Source organism: Bacillus sp. FSL P4-0248 (assembly GCF_038593305.1).
GTDB classification, from domain to species: domain Bacteria; phylum Bacillota; class Bacilli; order Bacillales; family Bacillaceae; genus Bacillus; species Bacillus safensis.
In genome coordinates, this window is sequence record NZ_CP151983.1 from 1,470,522 (window position 1) to 1,485,877 (window position 15,356).

14 protein-coding genes are annotated in these 15,356 nt (G+C 44.5%); 13 read left to right on the forward strand and 1 reads right to left on the reverse strand.

The window, feature by feature from the left end; all coding sequences use genetic code 11:
- Positions 1-2: 2 nt before the first annotated feature.
- From cobA to NST65_RS07450, 3 genes are all read left to right on the forward strand, one after another.
- On the forward strand, positions 3-758 hold the full coding sequence (gene cobA / locus NST65_RS07440) for a uroporphyrinogen-III C-methyltransferase (RefSeq protein ID WP_024426949.1): 756 nt from the start codon (positions 3-5) through the stop codon (positions 756-758).
- 74 nt (positions 759-832) lie between these two features.
- Positions 833-1,618 (forward strand): sirohydrochlorin chelatase, encoded by a 786-nt coding sequence (locus NST65_RS07445; protein WP_024426950.1) that lies wholly within the window; start codon positions 833-835, stop codon positions 1,616-1,618.
- Positions 1,599-2,102: a bifunctional precorrin-2 dehydrogenase/sirohydrochlorin ferrochelatase gene (locus NST65_RS07450; protein ID WP_046310887.1), complete on the forward strand. Its 504-nt coding sequence runs from the start codon at positions 1,599-1,601 to the stop codon at positions 2,100-2,102. Before NST65_RS07445 ends, NST65_RS07450 begins: the two co-directional genes overlap by 20 nt.
- Positions 2,103-2,140: 38 nt before the next feature.
- Here the strand turns inward: NST65_RS07450 and NST65_RS07455 are convergent, their stop codons facing one another.
- Entirely contained in the window at positions 2,141-3,850 is a 1,710-nt protein-coding gene (locus NST65_RS07455; RefSeq protein WP_034281729.1) for an NFACT RNA binding domain-containing protein, read from the reverse strand.
- A gap of 165 nt (positions 3,851-4,015) precedes the next feature.
- On the opposite strand from NST65_RS07455, the gene NST65_RS07460 reads away from it, so the two are divergent.
- From NST65_RS07460 to rsmB, 10 genes are all read left to right on the forward strand, one after another.
- Positions 4,016-6,691, forward strand: a complete 2,676-nt coding sequence (locus tag NST65_RS07460; RefSeq protein ID WP_101677214.1) for a calcium-translocating P-type ATPase, SERCA-type — start codon at positions 4,016-4,018, stop codon at positions 6,689-6,691.
- A gap of 83 nt (positions 6,692-6,774) precedes the next feature.
- On the forward strand, positions 6,775-7,650 hold the full coding sequence (locus NST65_RS07465) for a YicC/YloC family endoribonuclease (protein WP_034281735.1): 876 nt from the start codon (positions 6,775-6,777) through the stop codon (positions 7,648-7,650).
- Positions 7,651-7,726: 76 nt separating this feature from the next.
- Positions 7,727-7,996: an extracellular matrix/biofilm regulator RemA gene (gene remA, locus NST65_RS07470; RefSeq protein WP_008344898.1), complete on the forward strand. Its 270-nt coding sequence runs from the start codon at positions 7,727-7,729 to the stop codon at positions 7,994-7,996.
- 9 nt (positions 7,997-8,005) lie between these two features.
- Positions 8,006-8,620: a guanylate kinase gene (gene gmk / locus NST65_RS07475; protein WP_024424214.1), complete on the forward strand. Its 615-nt coding sequence runs from the start codon at positions 8,006-8,008 to the stop codon at positions 8,618-8,620.
- A gap of 3 nt (positions 8,621-8,623) precedes the next feature.
- Complete coding sequence (rpoZ, locus tag NST65_RS07480; protein WP_003211647.1) at positions 8,624-8,827, forward strand: DNA-directed RNA polymerase subunit omega; 204 nt, start codon at positions 8,624-8,626, stop codon at positions 8,825-8,827.
- Positions 8,828-8,944: 117 nt separating this feature from the next.
- Complete coding sequence (gene coaBC, locus NST65_RS07485; protein WP_111927349.1) at positions 8,945-10,162, forward strand: bifunctional phosphopantothenoylcysteine decarboxylase/phosphopantothenate--cysteine ligase CoaBC; 1,218 nt, start codon at positions 8,945-8,947, stop codon at positions 10,160-10,162.
- Positions 10,159-12,567 (forward strand): primosomal protein N', encoded by a 2,409-nt coding sequence (gene priA, locus NST65_RS07490; protein ID WP_111927351.1) that lies wholly within the window; start codon positions 10,159-10,161, stop codon positions 12,565-12,567. Before coaBC ends, priA begins: the two co-directional genes overlap by 4 nt.
- 15 nt (positions 12,568-12,582) lie before the next feature.
- Positions 12,583-13,065: a peptide deformylase gene (def, locus tag NST65_RS07495; RefSeq protein WP_025092560.1), complete on the forward strand. Its 483-nt coding sequence runs from the start codon at positions 12,583-12,585 to the stop codon at positions 13,063-13,065.
- 5 nt (positions 13,066-13,070) lie between these two features.
- A complete protein-coding gene (fmt, locus tag NST65_RS07500; RefSeq protein WP_034281743.1) occupies positions 13,071-14,024 on the forward strand; it encodes a methionyl-tRNA formyltransferase in 954 nt (317 codons plus the stop codon).
- The gene (gene rsmB, locus NST65_RS07505) at positions 14,011-15,354 is read left to right on the forward strand and encodes a 16S rRNA (cytosine(967)-C(5))-methyltransferase RsmB (protein WP_111927353.1); all 1,344 of its coding nucleotides are present in this window, start codon (positions 14,011-14,013) and stop codon (positions 15,352-15,354) included. The genes fmt and rsmB overlap by 14 nt, the downstream gene beginning before the upstream one ends.
- Positions 15,355-15,356 lie beyond the last annotated feature (2 nt).

Genomic DNA, 15,356 nt, shown 5'->3' on the forward strand with positions numbered 1-15,356 from the left:
AGATGGGGAAAGTATACATTGTGGGTGCTGGACCCGGTGACCCAGATTTAATAACATTAAAGGCCCATAAGGCGATACAGCGGGCAGATGTCATCTTATATGATCGTCTTGTCAATCAAGAAATTCTCGCCCATGCCAAACCGGAGGCGGAATTGATTTATTGCGGCAAGCTGCCAAATCATCATACAATGAGACAGGAAGCCATCAATGAAGCGCTTGTGGCTCATGCAAAGGAAGGGAACGTTGTCGTTCGGCTGAAAGGCGGCGACCCCTTTGTCTTTGGCCGCGGCGGTGAAGAAATCGAATGCCTAGCTGAGCACGGAATTCCGTATGAGGTCGTCCCAGGAATTACTTCTGGGATTGCAGCGGCTGCTTATGCGGGCATCCCTGTGACACATCGTGAATTCAGCTCAAATGTTGCTTTTGTCACGGGTCACTATCAAAAGGATGAACATTTTGAAGAAAAGTGGGAGGCGCTGGCTACAGGGATTGATACTCTTGTGATTTACATGGGTGTCAAAAACGTGGAAAGAGTGCAGCGCCTGCTTTTGAAAAATGGACGGGACCCTGAAACACCCGCTGCATTTATACACTGGGGAACCACAACAAGGCAAAAGACAACGTGCTGCACGGTGGCGACACTGTCTGAAACCGTTGAAAAAGAAGGGATCGAGCATCCAAGTTTAATTGTTGTTGGAGATGTCGTTCATTTTCATCAAAAGCTGAACTGGTTTGAACCTGCATTCATCGAGAAATGAGAATGATAGAGAAAAGACACGTGCATACATCGTGTCTTTTCGTCTGATGAAAACAAGTGAGAGGGAGGAGCCGCATGAAACAAGCTGTCCTTTATGTTGGGCATGGAAGCAGGGTAAAAGAAGCACAAGATAAGGCCATTTCTTTTATGAAAAGCTGTATGCCGTTAGTGAAAGCAGATATACAAGAAATTTGTTTTTTAGAGCTGACGGACCCTTCTATAGAAGAAGGATTTGAGGCCTGTGTGAAAAAAGGAGCGACACACATTGCAATCGTCCCGCTCCTCCTTTTAACTGCCATGCATGCCAAATCGGATATCCCGGTCGAAATTGAGAAAGTGCATGCGCGTTTCCCGCAAGTAAAGGTCACATATGGAAAGCCAATCGGCGTGAATCAAGAAGTAACAAAAGCGGTTGCCGCAAGAATTGAAGAAGCAGGATATCAAGGCGAGCGCGCGCGGATTCTTTTAATTGGCCGCGGGAGCTCTGATCCGGATGTGAAGCGAGATGTGTTTGGCATTGCAGACGATGTCCGAAATCTGCTTCCGCATGCAGAGGTTCTTCCGTGTTTTATTACAGCATGTGAGCCAAATTATCGAGATGTTCTCGCGCAGTTATCAGCAGATGACGATGGGCCTGTCTATCTCGTTCCTTACTTGCTGTTTACGGGGATTTTAATGAAAGAAATTGAAAGTGAAGCCGCTCAGGCGAGAAAGCGGCTGAAAGATGTCCAGGTATGCCGGTATATTGGCTTTCATCCGCATGTCAAATCGGCTTATATTGAACGCGTGCAAGAAACCATTTTAAACAAAGACGATGCGTTTCGTTTCCGAGGAGAAATCCATGCTTCCAGTCCATCTTGATTTAACCGATAAACAAGTGGTCATCGCCGGCGGCGGATCTGTCGCGTTAAGAAGAGCAAAGGCATTGTGTACGGAGTCTTGCCAGATAACCGTTGTGAGTCCTAATATTTCTGAAGAGATGGAACGCCTCATTGATACATATGCGCTCAATTGGAAGGAAAAGAAAGTAGACGCTGAAGATTTAAAGGATGCGTTTTTCATTGTTGCTGCTACAAACGACCCTTCGGTAAATGAATGGATTGCACAAACAGCACAGCCTCACCAGCTCGTGAATTGTGTGAGCCAATCTGAGCTCGGCAATGTGATGGTGCCGAAGGTTGTCAAAGCAGGAAAAGTGACGATTTCAGTTTCTACAAGCGGTGCAAGCCCCGCCCGGACAAAACAATTGGCTGCGGCAATTGAATCCTTGCTTGAACAAGAGGATATTGACGCACTTGATGCCCTTTACATCGAAAGAAAAAAACGACAAAGAAAAAGCCGATAAAATCGGGGACTGACCCTCGATTTTATCGGCTTTTTTATTTATTTTCTCAGCTTGAGCACAAGATCTTCGTCAGGCGTGACAAATAATGTTTGCTGCTGATCATACGTAACAAAGCCAGGCTTTGCTCCGTTTGGTTTTTTCACATGCCGGATTTTCGTATAATCGACAGGAACGGAGCCGGATTCTTTTGCCTTCGAGAAGTAGGCGGCAATTTGAGCCGCTTCAAGCAGCGTTTGTTCATCAGGTGCTTGGTGGCGGATGACGACATGTGATCCAGGAATATCCTTTGTATGCAGCCAAATATCATCACGAGCAGCTGCCTTTGTAGTCAAATACTCGTTTTGTTTGTTGTTTTTTCCGACTAAAATTGGTATGCCTTGGGACGATTCATACGTTTCGAGCTGAATGGCCGCCGGTTTTTTCTTTTTGGCGTGGCGCTTTTGTTTGGCGCGCAAATATTTTCCTTCAACAAGCTCTTCTCTCATTTCCTCTAAATCCTTCGGTGAAGCAGAGGACAGCTGCTGAATCAGCTCTTCAAAATAAGCAATTTCTTCATGTGTCCGCTTAATTTGTTCATTTACAGCTTCTACAGCATTTTTTGCCTTTTGATATTTTGTGAAATATGCCTGTGCATTTTCAGAAGGGGTTTTATTTGTTTTGAGCGGGATCGTGATTTCTCCGCCGTCTTCATCGTAATAATTGATGACAGTCGCTTCTTTATCCCCTTTTTTAATCGCATATAAATTGGCTGTTAACAGCTCACCATAGAGCTGATATTTGTGTGCATCTTGGGATTCTTCAAGTGTTCTTTTTAGCTTTTTCAGCTTGTTTTCATTTTTCTTTTTTTCATTGACGACAAATCGTTCAAGGTCTGCCGCCTGCTGTTTGACTCTGTCTCTTTCTGCTTTTCCGAAATAAAAGCGGTCAAGCAGCTGGCTGAGTGAGTCGAATGTCTTCATCTCGCCATGGACATGCTGAAGCTCTAATAAATAAAAATACTCTTTCCCGTCTTTTCTTGTGAGCTGCGGCGTAAAAGAATGCATGCGAATGAGCTGGAACATGTCGAGCAGTGTATTTGGAATTGTTTCTTGATTGGCAAGGCCGGCCCGGTGTACTGCTTCCTTTGCAAACAGCGGAGAAACCCCAGAGAAGGTATCGACAATTTGATTCGCGATCTTTCCTTCTTGAAAGCGTAAATGCTTCAAAATATCATCCTTTGTCACGTCAAAAGGATTCAATTTTTGCTGCGCAGGCGGCAGAAGGTATTCATGACCAGGAAGCACCGTTCGATAGCTGTTCACAGATGGAGAAAGGTGTTTTAAACCATCAATGATCTGCTGCGTTCCATCCTCTACAAGAATCAAATTACTATGACGTCCCATGATTTCAATGTAAAGCTTACGCGTCTGTTCATCACCGATTTCATTTCGGCTTCTCACATGAAGCACGATCACCCGGTCAAACCCAATCTGTTCAAAACGTTCAATAAAGCCGCCCTCAAGATGCTTTCTGAGCAGCATACAAAACATCGGCGGCTCGCTTGGATTGTCGTATTGATGCTCTGTGAGCTGCACTCTCGCATAGCTCGGATGAGCCGATAAAAGCAGCTTGTGATTTTTCCCGTTTGCCCGAATATGAAAAATCAGCTCGTGTTTATATGGCTGATGGATTTTTGAAATCCTCCCGCCAGTTAAAGTCTCTTGCAATTCATTTGTCATACCATATGTAAAAATGCCGTCAAATGACATGTTAGATACACCCTCTTCTTTCACACAAATCTACTGAAAGAACCTTCCGTTTTCTCGTTCTTTAGGCAGTCTTATTATTATAGCATGATTTAGGACGAGTCTGAATAAACTGGCTTATAGAACACTGCATATGAGAGAGAACAAAAGAGGAGTGGACGAGGTCAAATGAATTGGCATGAACTGAACCAAACCGATTTATTAAAAACAATGAATACATCGATAGGTGACGGACTGTCAGAAAAAGATGTACAAAAGCGGCTTGAAAAACACGGGCCAAATGAATTGCAGGAAGGAAAAAAGGCGTCGGCTCTGATCATTTTTTTAGCACAGTTTAAAGATTTCATGGTGTTAATCTTGCTTGCAGCAACAATCATTTCTGCCTTTTTAGGAGAATACATTGATGCTGTTGCGATTGTAGCCATTGTTTTGATTAATGGTGTACTCGGTTTTTATCAAGAACGCCGGGCGGAGAAATCCCTTCAAGCGTTAAAAGAATTATCAACTCCGCACGTGTATGCAAGGAGAAATAATGAATGGGTCAAGATCCCGTCTAAACATCTCGTGCCAGGGGATATTGTGAAATTTTCAAGCGGAGACCGGATTGGGGCAGATATTAGATTACTAGAAACAAAGAGCTTAGAAATCGAGGAGTCCGCTCTCACTGGTGAGTCCATCCCAGCGGTCAAACACGCAAGTCCGCTTTCAAGCGGTCATGTCTCTCTCGGAGATTTGACGAACATGGCCTTTATGGGGACGCTTGTTACTAGAGGCAGCGGCGTAGGGGTTGTCATTGGTACAGGAATGAATACGGCGATGGGACAAATTGCCGGCATGCTGGATGCAGCAGGTAATATGGAAACGCCGCTGCAAAGACGTCTCGAGCAGCTTGGGAAAATTCTGATTGTGGCTGCTTTATTTTTAACGGTGCTCGTTGTTGTTCTCGGGGTTGTGCAAGGACATGAATTGTATCATATGTTCCTAGCGGGAGTATCTCTTGCTGTTGCGGCGATTCCAGAAGGCCTGCCGGCGATCGTCACTGTTGCACTTTCCCTAGGGGTGCAGCGGATGATCAAACAAAAATCGATTGTCAGAAAGCTCCCCGCGGTGGAAACACTCGGCTGCGCGTCAATCATTTGCTCAGATAAAACAGGAACGATGACGCAAAATAAAATGACCGTGACCCATGTGTGGGCAGAGGGGAAAACGTGGAATATTTCTGGCACAGGCTACGAGCCATCCGGTGACTTTACCTTGAACGGAGAAATCGTCCATGCTGACAAGCACCCAAGCCTGCAAAAGGTGTTATTATACGGGGCGCTTTGTAATACATCGACCATCGTTGAAAAAGACGGGGAGATGAGGCTTGATGGAGATCCGACAGAGGGGGCGCTTCTCACCGCAGCACGTAAAGCGGGTTTTACAGAGCAATTCATCGAAGCTGGATTTCATGTCATTGAGGAGTTTCCTTTTGATTCAGAAAGAAAGATGATGTCAGTCGTCGTTGAAACGAATCAAAAAGAGCGGTATGTCATTGCAAAAGGTGCGCCAGATGTACTAATGAACCGTTCAAGTCATATCATGCACGGTGGGCGCACAGCTTCTTTTTCAGCCACTCACAGGCAAGAAACAGAAGCTGCAATTCAAGGCTTAGCAAGACAGGCGCTTAGAACCATTGCCATTGCCTATAAAAAAGTCGGTCTGACGGAAAAAATCACCTCTGTAAAGCAGGCTGAAACCGATTTAACATTGATCGGGTTAGAGGGCATGATCGATCCACCGCGCCCTGAAGTCAGACGAGCGATTAAAGAGTGCCGGGATGCCGGGATTAAAACGGTCATGATTACAGGCGACCACGTAGAAACGGCCAAAGCGATTGCCAAAGACTTAAGCCTTTTACCGAAGCAAGGACAGGTGCTCGACGGAAAAGCGCTTGATCAGATGAGCGACAAAGAGCTTGAGCAAACGGCTGAAAATGTATACGTCTTTGCCCGGGTTTCCCCTGAGCATAAACTGAGAATTGTCAAAGCCTATCAAAAAAATGGTCATGTTGTGGCGATGACAGGTGACGGGGTCAATGATGCGCCTGCCATTAAACAAGCAGATATTGGCATTTCCATGGGCATCACTGGAACAGACGTAGCCAAAGAAGCGTCTTCTCTTATTTTACTTGACGACAACTTTGCGACCATAAAATCCGCCATTAAAGAGGGCCGGAATATTTATGAAAACATTCGTAAGTTTGTCCGTTATTTGCTGGCATCAAATGTCGGAGAAATTTTGGTCATGCTATTTGCGATGCTGCTCGCGCTGCCGCTGCCGCTCGTGCCTATACAAATCTTATGGGTAAACCTTGTCACAGATGGTCTGCCGGCTATGGCACTTGGCATGGATAAGCCAGAAGGCGATGTCATGAAGAGAAAGCCGCGGAATGTGAAAGAGGGCATTTTTGCTAGAGGGCTTGGCTGGAAGGTCATCTCAAGAGGATTCCTCATCGGGCTTGCGACCCTTTTGGCATTTATATTTGTGTATCACCGCGATCCAAACAACCTGCAATATGCACAGACTGTCGCATTTAGTACGCTTGTTTTGGCGCAGCTCATTCATGTATTTGACTGCCGCAGTGAACGGTCCATTTTTGAACGTAATCCATTTGGGAACCTTTATTTGATCGGTGCGGTTTTGTCATCACTTTTACTCATGTTTGTGGTCATTTATTACCCGCCGCTTCAGCCGATTTTCAAAACGGTGGCGGTTGCACCAATTGATTGGCTGCTGATCATTGGGATGTCAGCACTGCCAACTTTTTTACTGGCAGGATCACTTTTGACAAGAAAAAAATAATTGATTATGGTATAATTTTGAGGTAATAGTGTCTGCTATTACCTTTTTCATTTTATTAATATGAAAGAATTGGGTGTTTTGACATGATACGCAGTATGACGGGATTCGGCCAAGCGAGTAAAACGGATGGAGAACTGACAGTGTCAGTTGAGCTAAAATCGGTCAATCACCGTTTTAAAGAGGTTCATGCCCGTTTGCCGAGGCCGCTTTTATATTTCGAAGATACATTAAAAAAAATCATTCTTCGTCACGTGCAGCGCGGTAGAATTGAGCTGTTTGTCACGATTGAAGGCGGTAAACTAGCAAGCCGGTCCTTACAGATCGACTGGCCGCTGCTTGATGAATACATGAAAGCCGCAAAAGACCTCGAAGAACGCTATCACATTTCAGGCATTCAGCATGCACATGACTTATTGGGGCTGGAGCTTGCCGTTCAAGTGGAAGAGTCAGCCAGCCGAAATGAACAGTTAGAGCAGCTGCTGATGGAAGCTTGCGAGGCTGCTGTCAAGGAGCTTTGCTTCATGAGAGAGCAAGAGGGCGCATCACTTCAAAAAGACTGTGAACTGAGGCTTTCTGAATTAGAGGCCTATACAGAAGAAATCAAAGTCTTTGCTCCAGAGGTTGTGAGTCAGTACAAAGAACGATTGAATCAGCGATTGCAAGAATGGATCGGAGAGGCGCTTGACGAGAGCAGACTAACGACAGAGGCTGCCATTTTTGCTGACCGGTGTGACATTACAGAAGAGATTACGAGACTGAAAAGTCATTTTCAGCAGTTCCAGCAAATCTTGCTGCAAGGCGGTGCTGCCGGCCGAAAACTTGACTTCCTTGTACAGGAGCTCAACCGTGAAGTGAACACCATTGGATCAAAAGCGAACCATCACCATTTAACAAAGCTGGTGGTTGAAATGAAAAGTGCTATTGAAAAAATAAAAGAACAAGTGCAAAATATAGAATAGTCATTGTGTATGCTGTTTACAGTGCGTCTCTTTCGGCGAGACTAGAGACGTTTATATTACAGGGGGACGAAAGAAGATGACCATAAAGTTGATCAATATCGGATTTGGAAACATCATTTCAGCGAATCGGATGATTTCGATCGTCAGTCCGGAATCAGCACCGATTAAACGAATGATACAAGACGCAAGAGATCGAGGCATGCTCATAGATGCTACATACGGAAGAAGAACCCGTGCTGTTGTCATTATGGACAGTGACCATGTCATCTTATCTGCCGTTCAGCCTGAGACTGTCGCGCAAAGACTTTCTGTAAAAGAAGAAATCATAGATGAAGGGCAGGGGTAATACGCCATTATGAAAGAAAGAGGACTTTTAATCGTTCTCTCTGGACCTTCGGGAGTTGGAAAAGGAACGGTCAGACAAGCCATTTTCTCCCAGGAAGATACGAAATTTGAATACTCTATTTCTGTGACGACACGCAAACCGCGTGAAGGTGAAAGAAATGGTGTCGATTATTTCTTTAAAACCAGGGAAGAATTTGAACATATGATTGAAAACAAAAAGCTGTTAGAATGGGCAGAGTACGTCGGGAATTACTACGGCACGCCTGTTGACTATGTAGAACAGACATTAAGCGAAGGAAAAGATGTTTTCCTTGAAATTGAAGTGCAAGGTGCACTTCAAGTAAGAGAAGCATTCCCGGAAGGTCTTTTTATTTTCCTTGCACCGCCTAGTCTTTCAGAACTTCAAAACCGTATCATTACTCGCGGTACAGAATCTGAGGAGCTCATTCGAAACCGAATGGCTGCTGCGAAAGAAGAAATTGAAATGATGGATGCTTACGACTATGTCGTTGAAAACGATGATGTCGAGCTTGCTTGTGAAAGAATCAAAGCGATCGTCCTTGCAGAACACCTGCGCAGAGACAGAGTCGCACCAAGATATAAAAAAATGCTGGGGGTAGAATAAACCATGTTAGATCCTTCAATTGACTCATTGATGAACAAACTTGATTCAAAATATACACTTGTAACAGTGTCGGCACGTCGTGCACGTGAAATGCAGATCCATCAAGATCAGCAGATTGAAAACACAAAGTCTTACAAATTCGTAGGCAAAGCACTAGAAGAAATTGACGCTGGTCTTTTGACATTTGAAAAAGAGGATCAAGAATAACACATCGCTTCTGCAATGCAGATACGATACGTTCAAAAAAGTCAAAACTATGATTGGTTTTGACTTTTTTGAATTGTAGACGAATTTGTGAAAAAGGCCGTTAAGGGGGACAAACAAATGTTACAGTCAAAAAATATATTGCTCGGTGTCAGCGGAGGAATCGCCGTATATAAAGCAGCAGCACTTACTAGTAAACTCGTACAAGCAGGCGCAAATGTAAGAGTGATTATGACGGAATCTGCTCGTGAGTTTGTGTCTCCGCTTACCTTCCAAGCACTGTCTCGGCATGAGGTATATGTAGATACATTCAAAGAAAACAATCCAAAAGTCATTGCACATATTGACGTAGCTGACTGGGCCGATCTCATTCTTGTTGCCCCTGCAACAGCACATACGATTGGTAAAATGGCCGCTGGACTTGCAGATGATATGCTCACAACGACTTTGCTTGCTTCTACAGCGCCTGTATGGGTCGCACCAGCGATGAATGTGCATATGTATGATCACCCGGCTGTGAAACGGAACATTCGCACATTATATGAAGACGGCTACCGGTTTATTGAGCCGAGTGAAGGTTATTTAGCCTGCGGGTACATTGGAAAAGGGCGATTAGAAGAGCCTGAAAAAATTGTGGAACACATCCGGGCCTTTTTTGAAGAGCCAAAAAGCTTACCGCTCTCAGGTAAAAAAGTTGTGGTGACAGCAGGTCCTACACGTGAAGTGATCGATCCTGTCCGGTTCTTTACAAACCGTTCTAGTGGAAAAATGGGCTATGCGATTGCAGAGGCTGCTAAGCAAATGGGTGCAGATGTTACGCTGATTTCTGGACCTGTTTCTTTAACTGAACCTGACCATGTACATGTAGTGCACGTTGAATCAGCTGAAGAGATGTATCATGCTGCGCTAGATGTATACGGGGAAGCTGATCTTGTCATTAAATCAGCAGCTGTCGCCGATTACACCCCTGTCACGACATATGCTCATAAAATGAAAAAACAGGCCGGCGCTCTGGACATTGAATTCACCCGGACAAAAGATATTTTAAAAGAACTGGGGAAAAGAAAAGAGCATCAAGTGCTGGTCGGATTTGCAGCTGAAACGCAGGATGTAGAATATTATGCGAAAAAGAAAATTGAATCCAAGCATCTAGATATGATTGTGGCCAATAACGTCACTAAAGAAGGTGCAGGCTTTGGCACAGATACCAATGTGGCAGCAATCATCAAAGCAGATGGAACGAAAAAAGAGCTGCCAATGATGAGCAAAAAAGACCTCGCTTTTGAAATTTTAAAGGAGGCAATAATGCTGCTTCCAAAAGAGCGTGATCGCGCATGATTGCTGAAGTCATCGTAGATGTCACAACGAAAGCCATTGACCGGCCATTTGATTACCGGGTACCAGATCGATTCAAAGATCTCGTCAAAGCGGGAATGAGGGTGGTCGTTCCCTTTGGCCCGCGGAAGATTCAAGGGTTTGTGACAAAAGTCAAAGAGGAAACAGACATCAAGACAGGAAGCATTAAAGAGATAGTCGATTTATTTGATTTATCACCTGTTCTGACAGATGAGCTACTGGAGCTTTCTCACTGGCTGACGGAAAAAACATTGTCCTATCATATTACGGCACTTCAATCGATGCTGCCCGCAGCCATGAAGGCAAAGTATGAAAAAGAAATACAGGTGCTATCAGAGGAAGAACTTCCGCAGTCATTGAAAGAGCTTTTCGGTCAGCGAGAGAGCATTCTTTATGCTGACATCCCGTCTGAACAATTAAAACAGATTCAAAAGCATGTCCAAAAAGGTCATCTAGAGGTGAGATACCATGTCTCGCAAAAATCTGGAAAGAAAAAGGTCCGCATGCTCCAGCTGGCTGTATCGAAAGAAAAACTTGAAGAAAAGCAGCAGCAGCTAAAGAAAAATGCGGTAAAACAAAAGGCACTGATTTCCTACTTGCTTCAAGCGGGAGAGGCAACCTTTTTAGCGAAAGACTTGCAGCAGCAAACAGGCGCGAGTTCTCAAACGCTTAAAACCTTTATTCAAGAAGGGCTGTTAACAGAAAGCTATGAAGAGGTCTACCGGGATCCTTACCGTGACCGGGAGTTTACACCATCTGCATCACTTGATCTCACGCCTGAGCAAACAGAGGCGGCAAAACATATTCATCAAGCAGTCAGTGAGGATCAGCACGCAACCTTTTTACTGCACGGAGTGACAGGAAGCGGCAAAACGGAGATTTACTTGCAGACAATTGATCATGTTCTTCAAAAAGGCAAAGAAGCGATCGTTTTAGTTCCTGAGATTTCGTTAACCCCTCAAATGGTGCAGCGATTTAAAGAACGATTTGGCTCAAATGTGGCTGTTCTTCACAGCGGCTTATCGACAGGAGAAAAATATGACGAATGGCGGAAAATTCATCGCAAGGAAGTCAAGCTTGTCGTTGGCGCAAGATCTGCTGTTTTCGCTCCATTTGAAAATTTAGGCATGATTATTATAGATGAAGAGCATGAATCCTCTTATAAACAAGAAGAAATGCCTCGTTACCATGCCAAGGATGTCGCCATTGAACGAGCAGTGCGGCATCAATGTCCAGTCGTATTAGGCAGTGCAACACCTTCACTTGAAACCTATGCACGTGCAAAAAAAGGCGTCTATACATTGCTGCCGCTCAAGCACCGCGTCAACCAGCAGCAGATGCCGCACGTTTCGTTAATTGATATGAGAGAAGAACTAAGAAATGGCAACCGCTCCATGTTCTCAGAAGAATTAATGATCAGGTTAAAGGAAGTGCTTGAAAGAAAAGAACAAGCCGTTTTATTTCTGAACAAAAGAGGCTATTCATCCTTTGTGATGTGCCGTGATTGTGGATATGTGGAGCAATGTCCACATTGCGAAATTTCTCTCACCTATCACCGCTATCAAAAACGGCTGAAGTGCCATTATTGTGGTCACGAAGCTCCAGTACCTTCTGAATGTCCAGAATGCCACAGTGAGCATATTCGCTATTTTGGAACTGGCACGCAGCGAGTAGAAGAAGAACTGACAAAGGTATTGCCTGAGGCGCGTGTGATCCGAATGGATGTGGATACAACGTCTCGTAAAGGTGCTCACGAAAAGCTTCTTACGTCTTTTGGCAATAAAGAAGCGGACATTTTGCTCGGGACGCAGATGATTGCAAAGGGGCTGGATTTCCCAGATGTCACACTTGTTGGTGTTCTCAGTGCGGATACATCCCTTCACATCCCTGATTTTCGTTCAAGTGAAAAAACATTTCAGCTTCTCACACAGGTCAGCGGCAGAGCAGGGCGCCATGAAAAAGCGGGCTCGGTTATTATTCAATCGTATACGCCTTCTCACTATAGTATTGAATTAACGAAGCAGCATGACTACGAAGCCTTTTATGAACAGGAGATGCTGCATCGACGCCACCAGTCCTATCCGCCTTATTACTTTTTGGCGATGGTGACAGTGTCACACGAAGAAGTGACGAAGGCAGCACATGTCACTGATCAAATTGTCCAGTTCCTAAAAATGAACTGTGCACCGAATACTCGAATCCTTGGTCCGGCCGCATCGCCAATCGCTAAGATCAAAGATAGATATCGGTATCAATGCGTGATAAAATACAAAAGGGAAAATGAACTGGCAAGTTTACTACGGAAAATACAAGACCATTATCAAAAGGAAATGGAACAAAAACAATTGATGATTTCAATAGATATGAATCCATATATGATGATGTAAAACGGAGGGCTGTAAGTGGCAGTAAAACCAATAGTCATACATCCGGCAGAAGTGCTTGAACAAAAGACAGAGCGCGTCGAGACGTTCGATAAAAAGCTTAAAAAACTGCTGGATGATATGTATGATACAATGCTTGAGCTGGATGGAGTTGGACTAGCAGCACCACAAATCGGTATTTCAAAAAGAATCGCTGTTGTAGATATCGGAGAAGAATCTGGCAGAATTGACTTAGTGAACCCCGAGGTGCTTGAAGTAGAAGGAAGCCAGACAGATATTGAAGGCTGCCTGAGCTTTCCATCTTTATACGGCACTGTAGAGAGACCGAACTATGTGAAGGTAAAAGCCTTTGATAAGAAAGGCAAACCATTTACAATAGAAGCAGACGGATTTTTAGCAAGAGCTTTATTGCACGAAATTGATCATTTAGACGGCATTTTATTTACGTCAAAAATCATTGAAACTTATACAGAAAAAGAACTTGCGGAAATGGAAGGGTGAAGAAAATGGCACGTATCGTATTTATGGGAACCCCTGATTTCTCAGTACCTGTGCTGCAAACACTGATAACAGAAGGATACGAAGTGGTAGGGGTTGTCACGCAGCCAGACCGCCCAAAAGGAAGAAAACGAGTGCTCACACCGCCTCCTGTAAAAGTGGAAGCCTTAAAGCACGGCATTCCTGTGTTGCAGCCTGAAAAGGTGCGCCTTGATGAAGAAATTGATAAGGTGCTTGCCTTACAGCCGGATTTAATCGTCACAGCGGCATTTGGACAAATTTTACCAAAGCGATTACTCGATGAACCTAAGTTTGGCTGTATCAATGTTCATGCCTCGCTGCTGCCAGAACTAAGAGGCGGCGCGCCGATCCATTATGCGATCCTTCAAGGCAAAAAGAAAACAGGCGTTACCATCATGTACATGGTGGAAAGACTTGATGCAGGTGACATGATCAGTAAAGTAGAAGTAGAAATCGATGAATTAGACAATGTCGGAACATTGCATGACAAATTAAGTGTTGCAGGTGCCGCGCTGCTAAAAGATACGGTGCCAAATGTTCTGAGCGGGTCTATTTCTCCGATTCCGCAAAATGAAGAAGCGGCCACATACGCACCAAATATTAAACGGGAGCAAGAAAGATTAGACTGGACAAAAACCGGCGAAGAGCTTTACAACCAAGTTCGCGGGCTAAATCCTTGGCCAGTTGCCTATACTGAATGGAACGGCGCTCATCTAAAAGTATGGGAAGCGAAAAAGGTTCCGCTTCAAGCGCAAGAAGAACCCGGGAAAGTGATTGAGCTTCAAAAAGAAGGTCCGGTCATTGGAACTGGGAATGAGCAAGGCCTTTTATTAACAGGTGTGCAGCCAGCTGGTAAGAAAAAAATGAGCGGCGAAGACTTCTTAAGAGGCGCAAATATCGAAATTGGACAGAAATTAGGGTTAATGAATGAAGAAAAGTAATGTGAGAGAAGTAGCGCTGGACGCTTTAATCAAACTCGAACAAAACCAGGCTTACAGTAATTTGCTGTTGCAGTCAGTCATGAAAGATAAAGACTTAGCTGATCAGGACAAACCGCTGTTAACAGAGCTTGTATATGGTACACTGCAAAATAAGCTGGCATTAGATTATATGCTGACGCCCTTTGTGAAAAAACCGCAAAAGGTCGCTCCATGGGTGATGCAGCTTTTGCGGATGTCTCTTTATCAAATGGTGTACCTTGAAAAAATACCAGATCGTGCAGCCATTCATGAAGCTGTCGAGCTAACGAAAAAGCGCGGGCACAAAGGGATTTCTGCACTTGTGAACGGTGTTCTTCGTTCTCTGCAAAGAGAAGGCGTTCCGTCATTTGATGCGATTAAAGATCCAGTAAAGCGGCTGTCCATTGAGACAAGCCACCCAATATGGCTTGTGCAGGAATGGGTTCAGGCGTACGGATTTGAAGCGGCAGAAAGCATGTGCCGCATTCATTTAGTCCCGCCAAAGCAAACCCTTCGCGTCAATCGAATGAAAATTGACCGCACGGCACTGCAGCAAAAACTAATGGATGCAGGCATCGAAACGGAGCTTGGCGACTTATCACAAGATGCACTCAAGCTCATGAAAGGGTCCATCGTCTCAACCCCTTCTTTTCAAGAAGGCTATGTGACGATACAAGATGAAAGCTCCATGCTTGTCGCAAGAGCGCTCGACCCTCAGCCGGGAGAAACAGTGCTTGACGCCTGTGCGGCTCCTGGCGGAAAATCAACACATATTGCAGAACGTATGAATGATGAGGGCAAAATTGTTTCACTTGATTTACATGAACATAAAGTGAAACTCATCAAACAAGCAGCAAAACGTCTGAACCTTTCTCACATTGAGGCAAAAGCACTTGATGCAAGGAAAGCGGCAGACTATTACAGCGAAGCTTCGTTTGACCGTATTCTCATTGATGCACCGTGTTCCGGTTTTGGCGTCATTAGACGCAAACCAGATATGAAATATACAAAGTCACAAGAAGACTCAGCAAGGCTTGCAGCTATCCAGCAGGCCATTTTAAAGGAAGCGGCCCCGCTTTTAAAACCGGGCGGAACCCTTGTATACAGTACGTGTACAATGGACCCAACAGAAAATCAACAAGTGATTCATGCGTTTTTACAAGAACACCAAGACTTCGAACCCGATCTATCTCTTAATGAACGGCTGCCTGAGCAGGTTGCTCCGTTTGTTCAAAACGGAAGTGTACAAATTCTTCCTCATTATTTCGGAACAGATGGTTTCTTTATTTGCAGCATGAGAAAGAAGGGATAAAA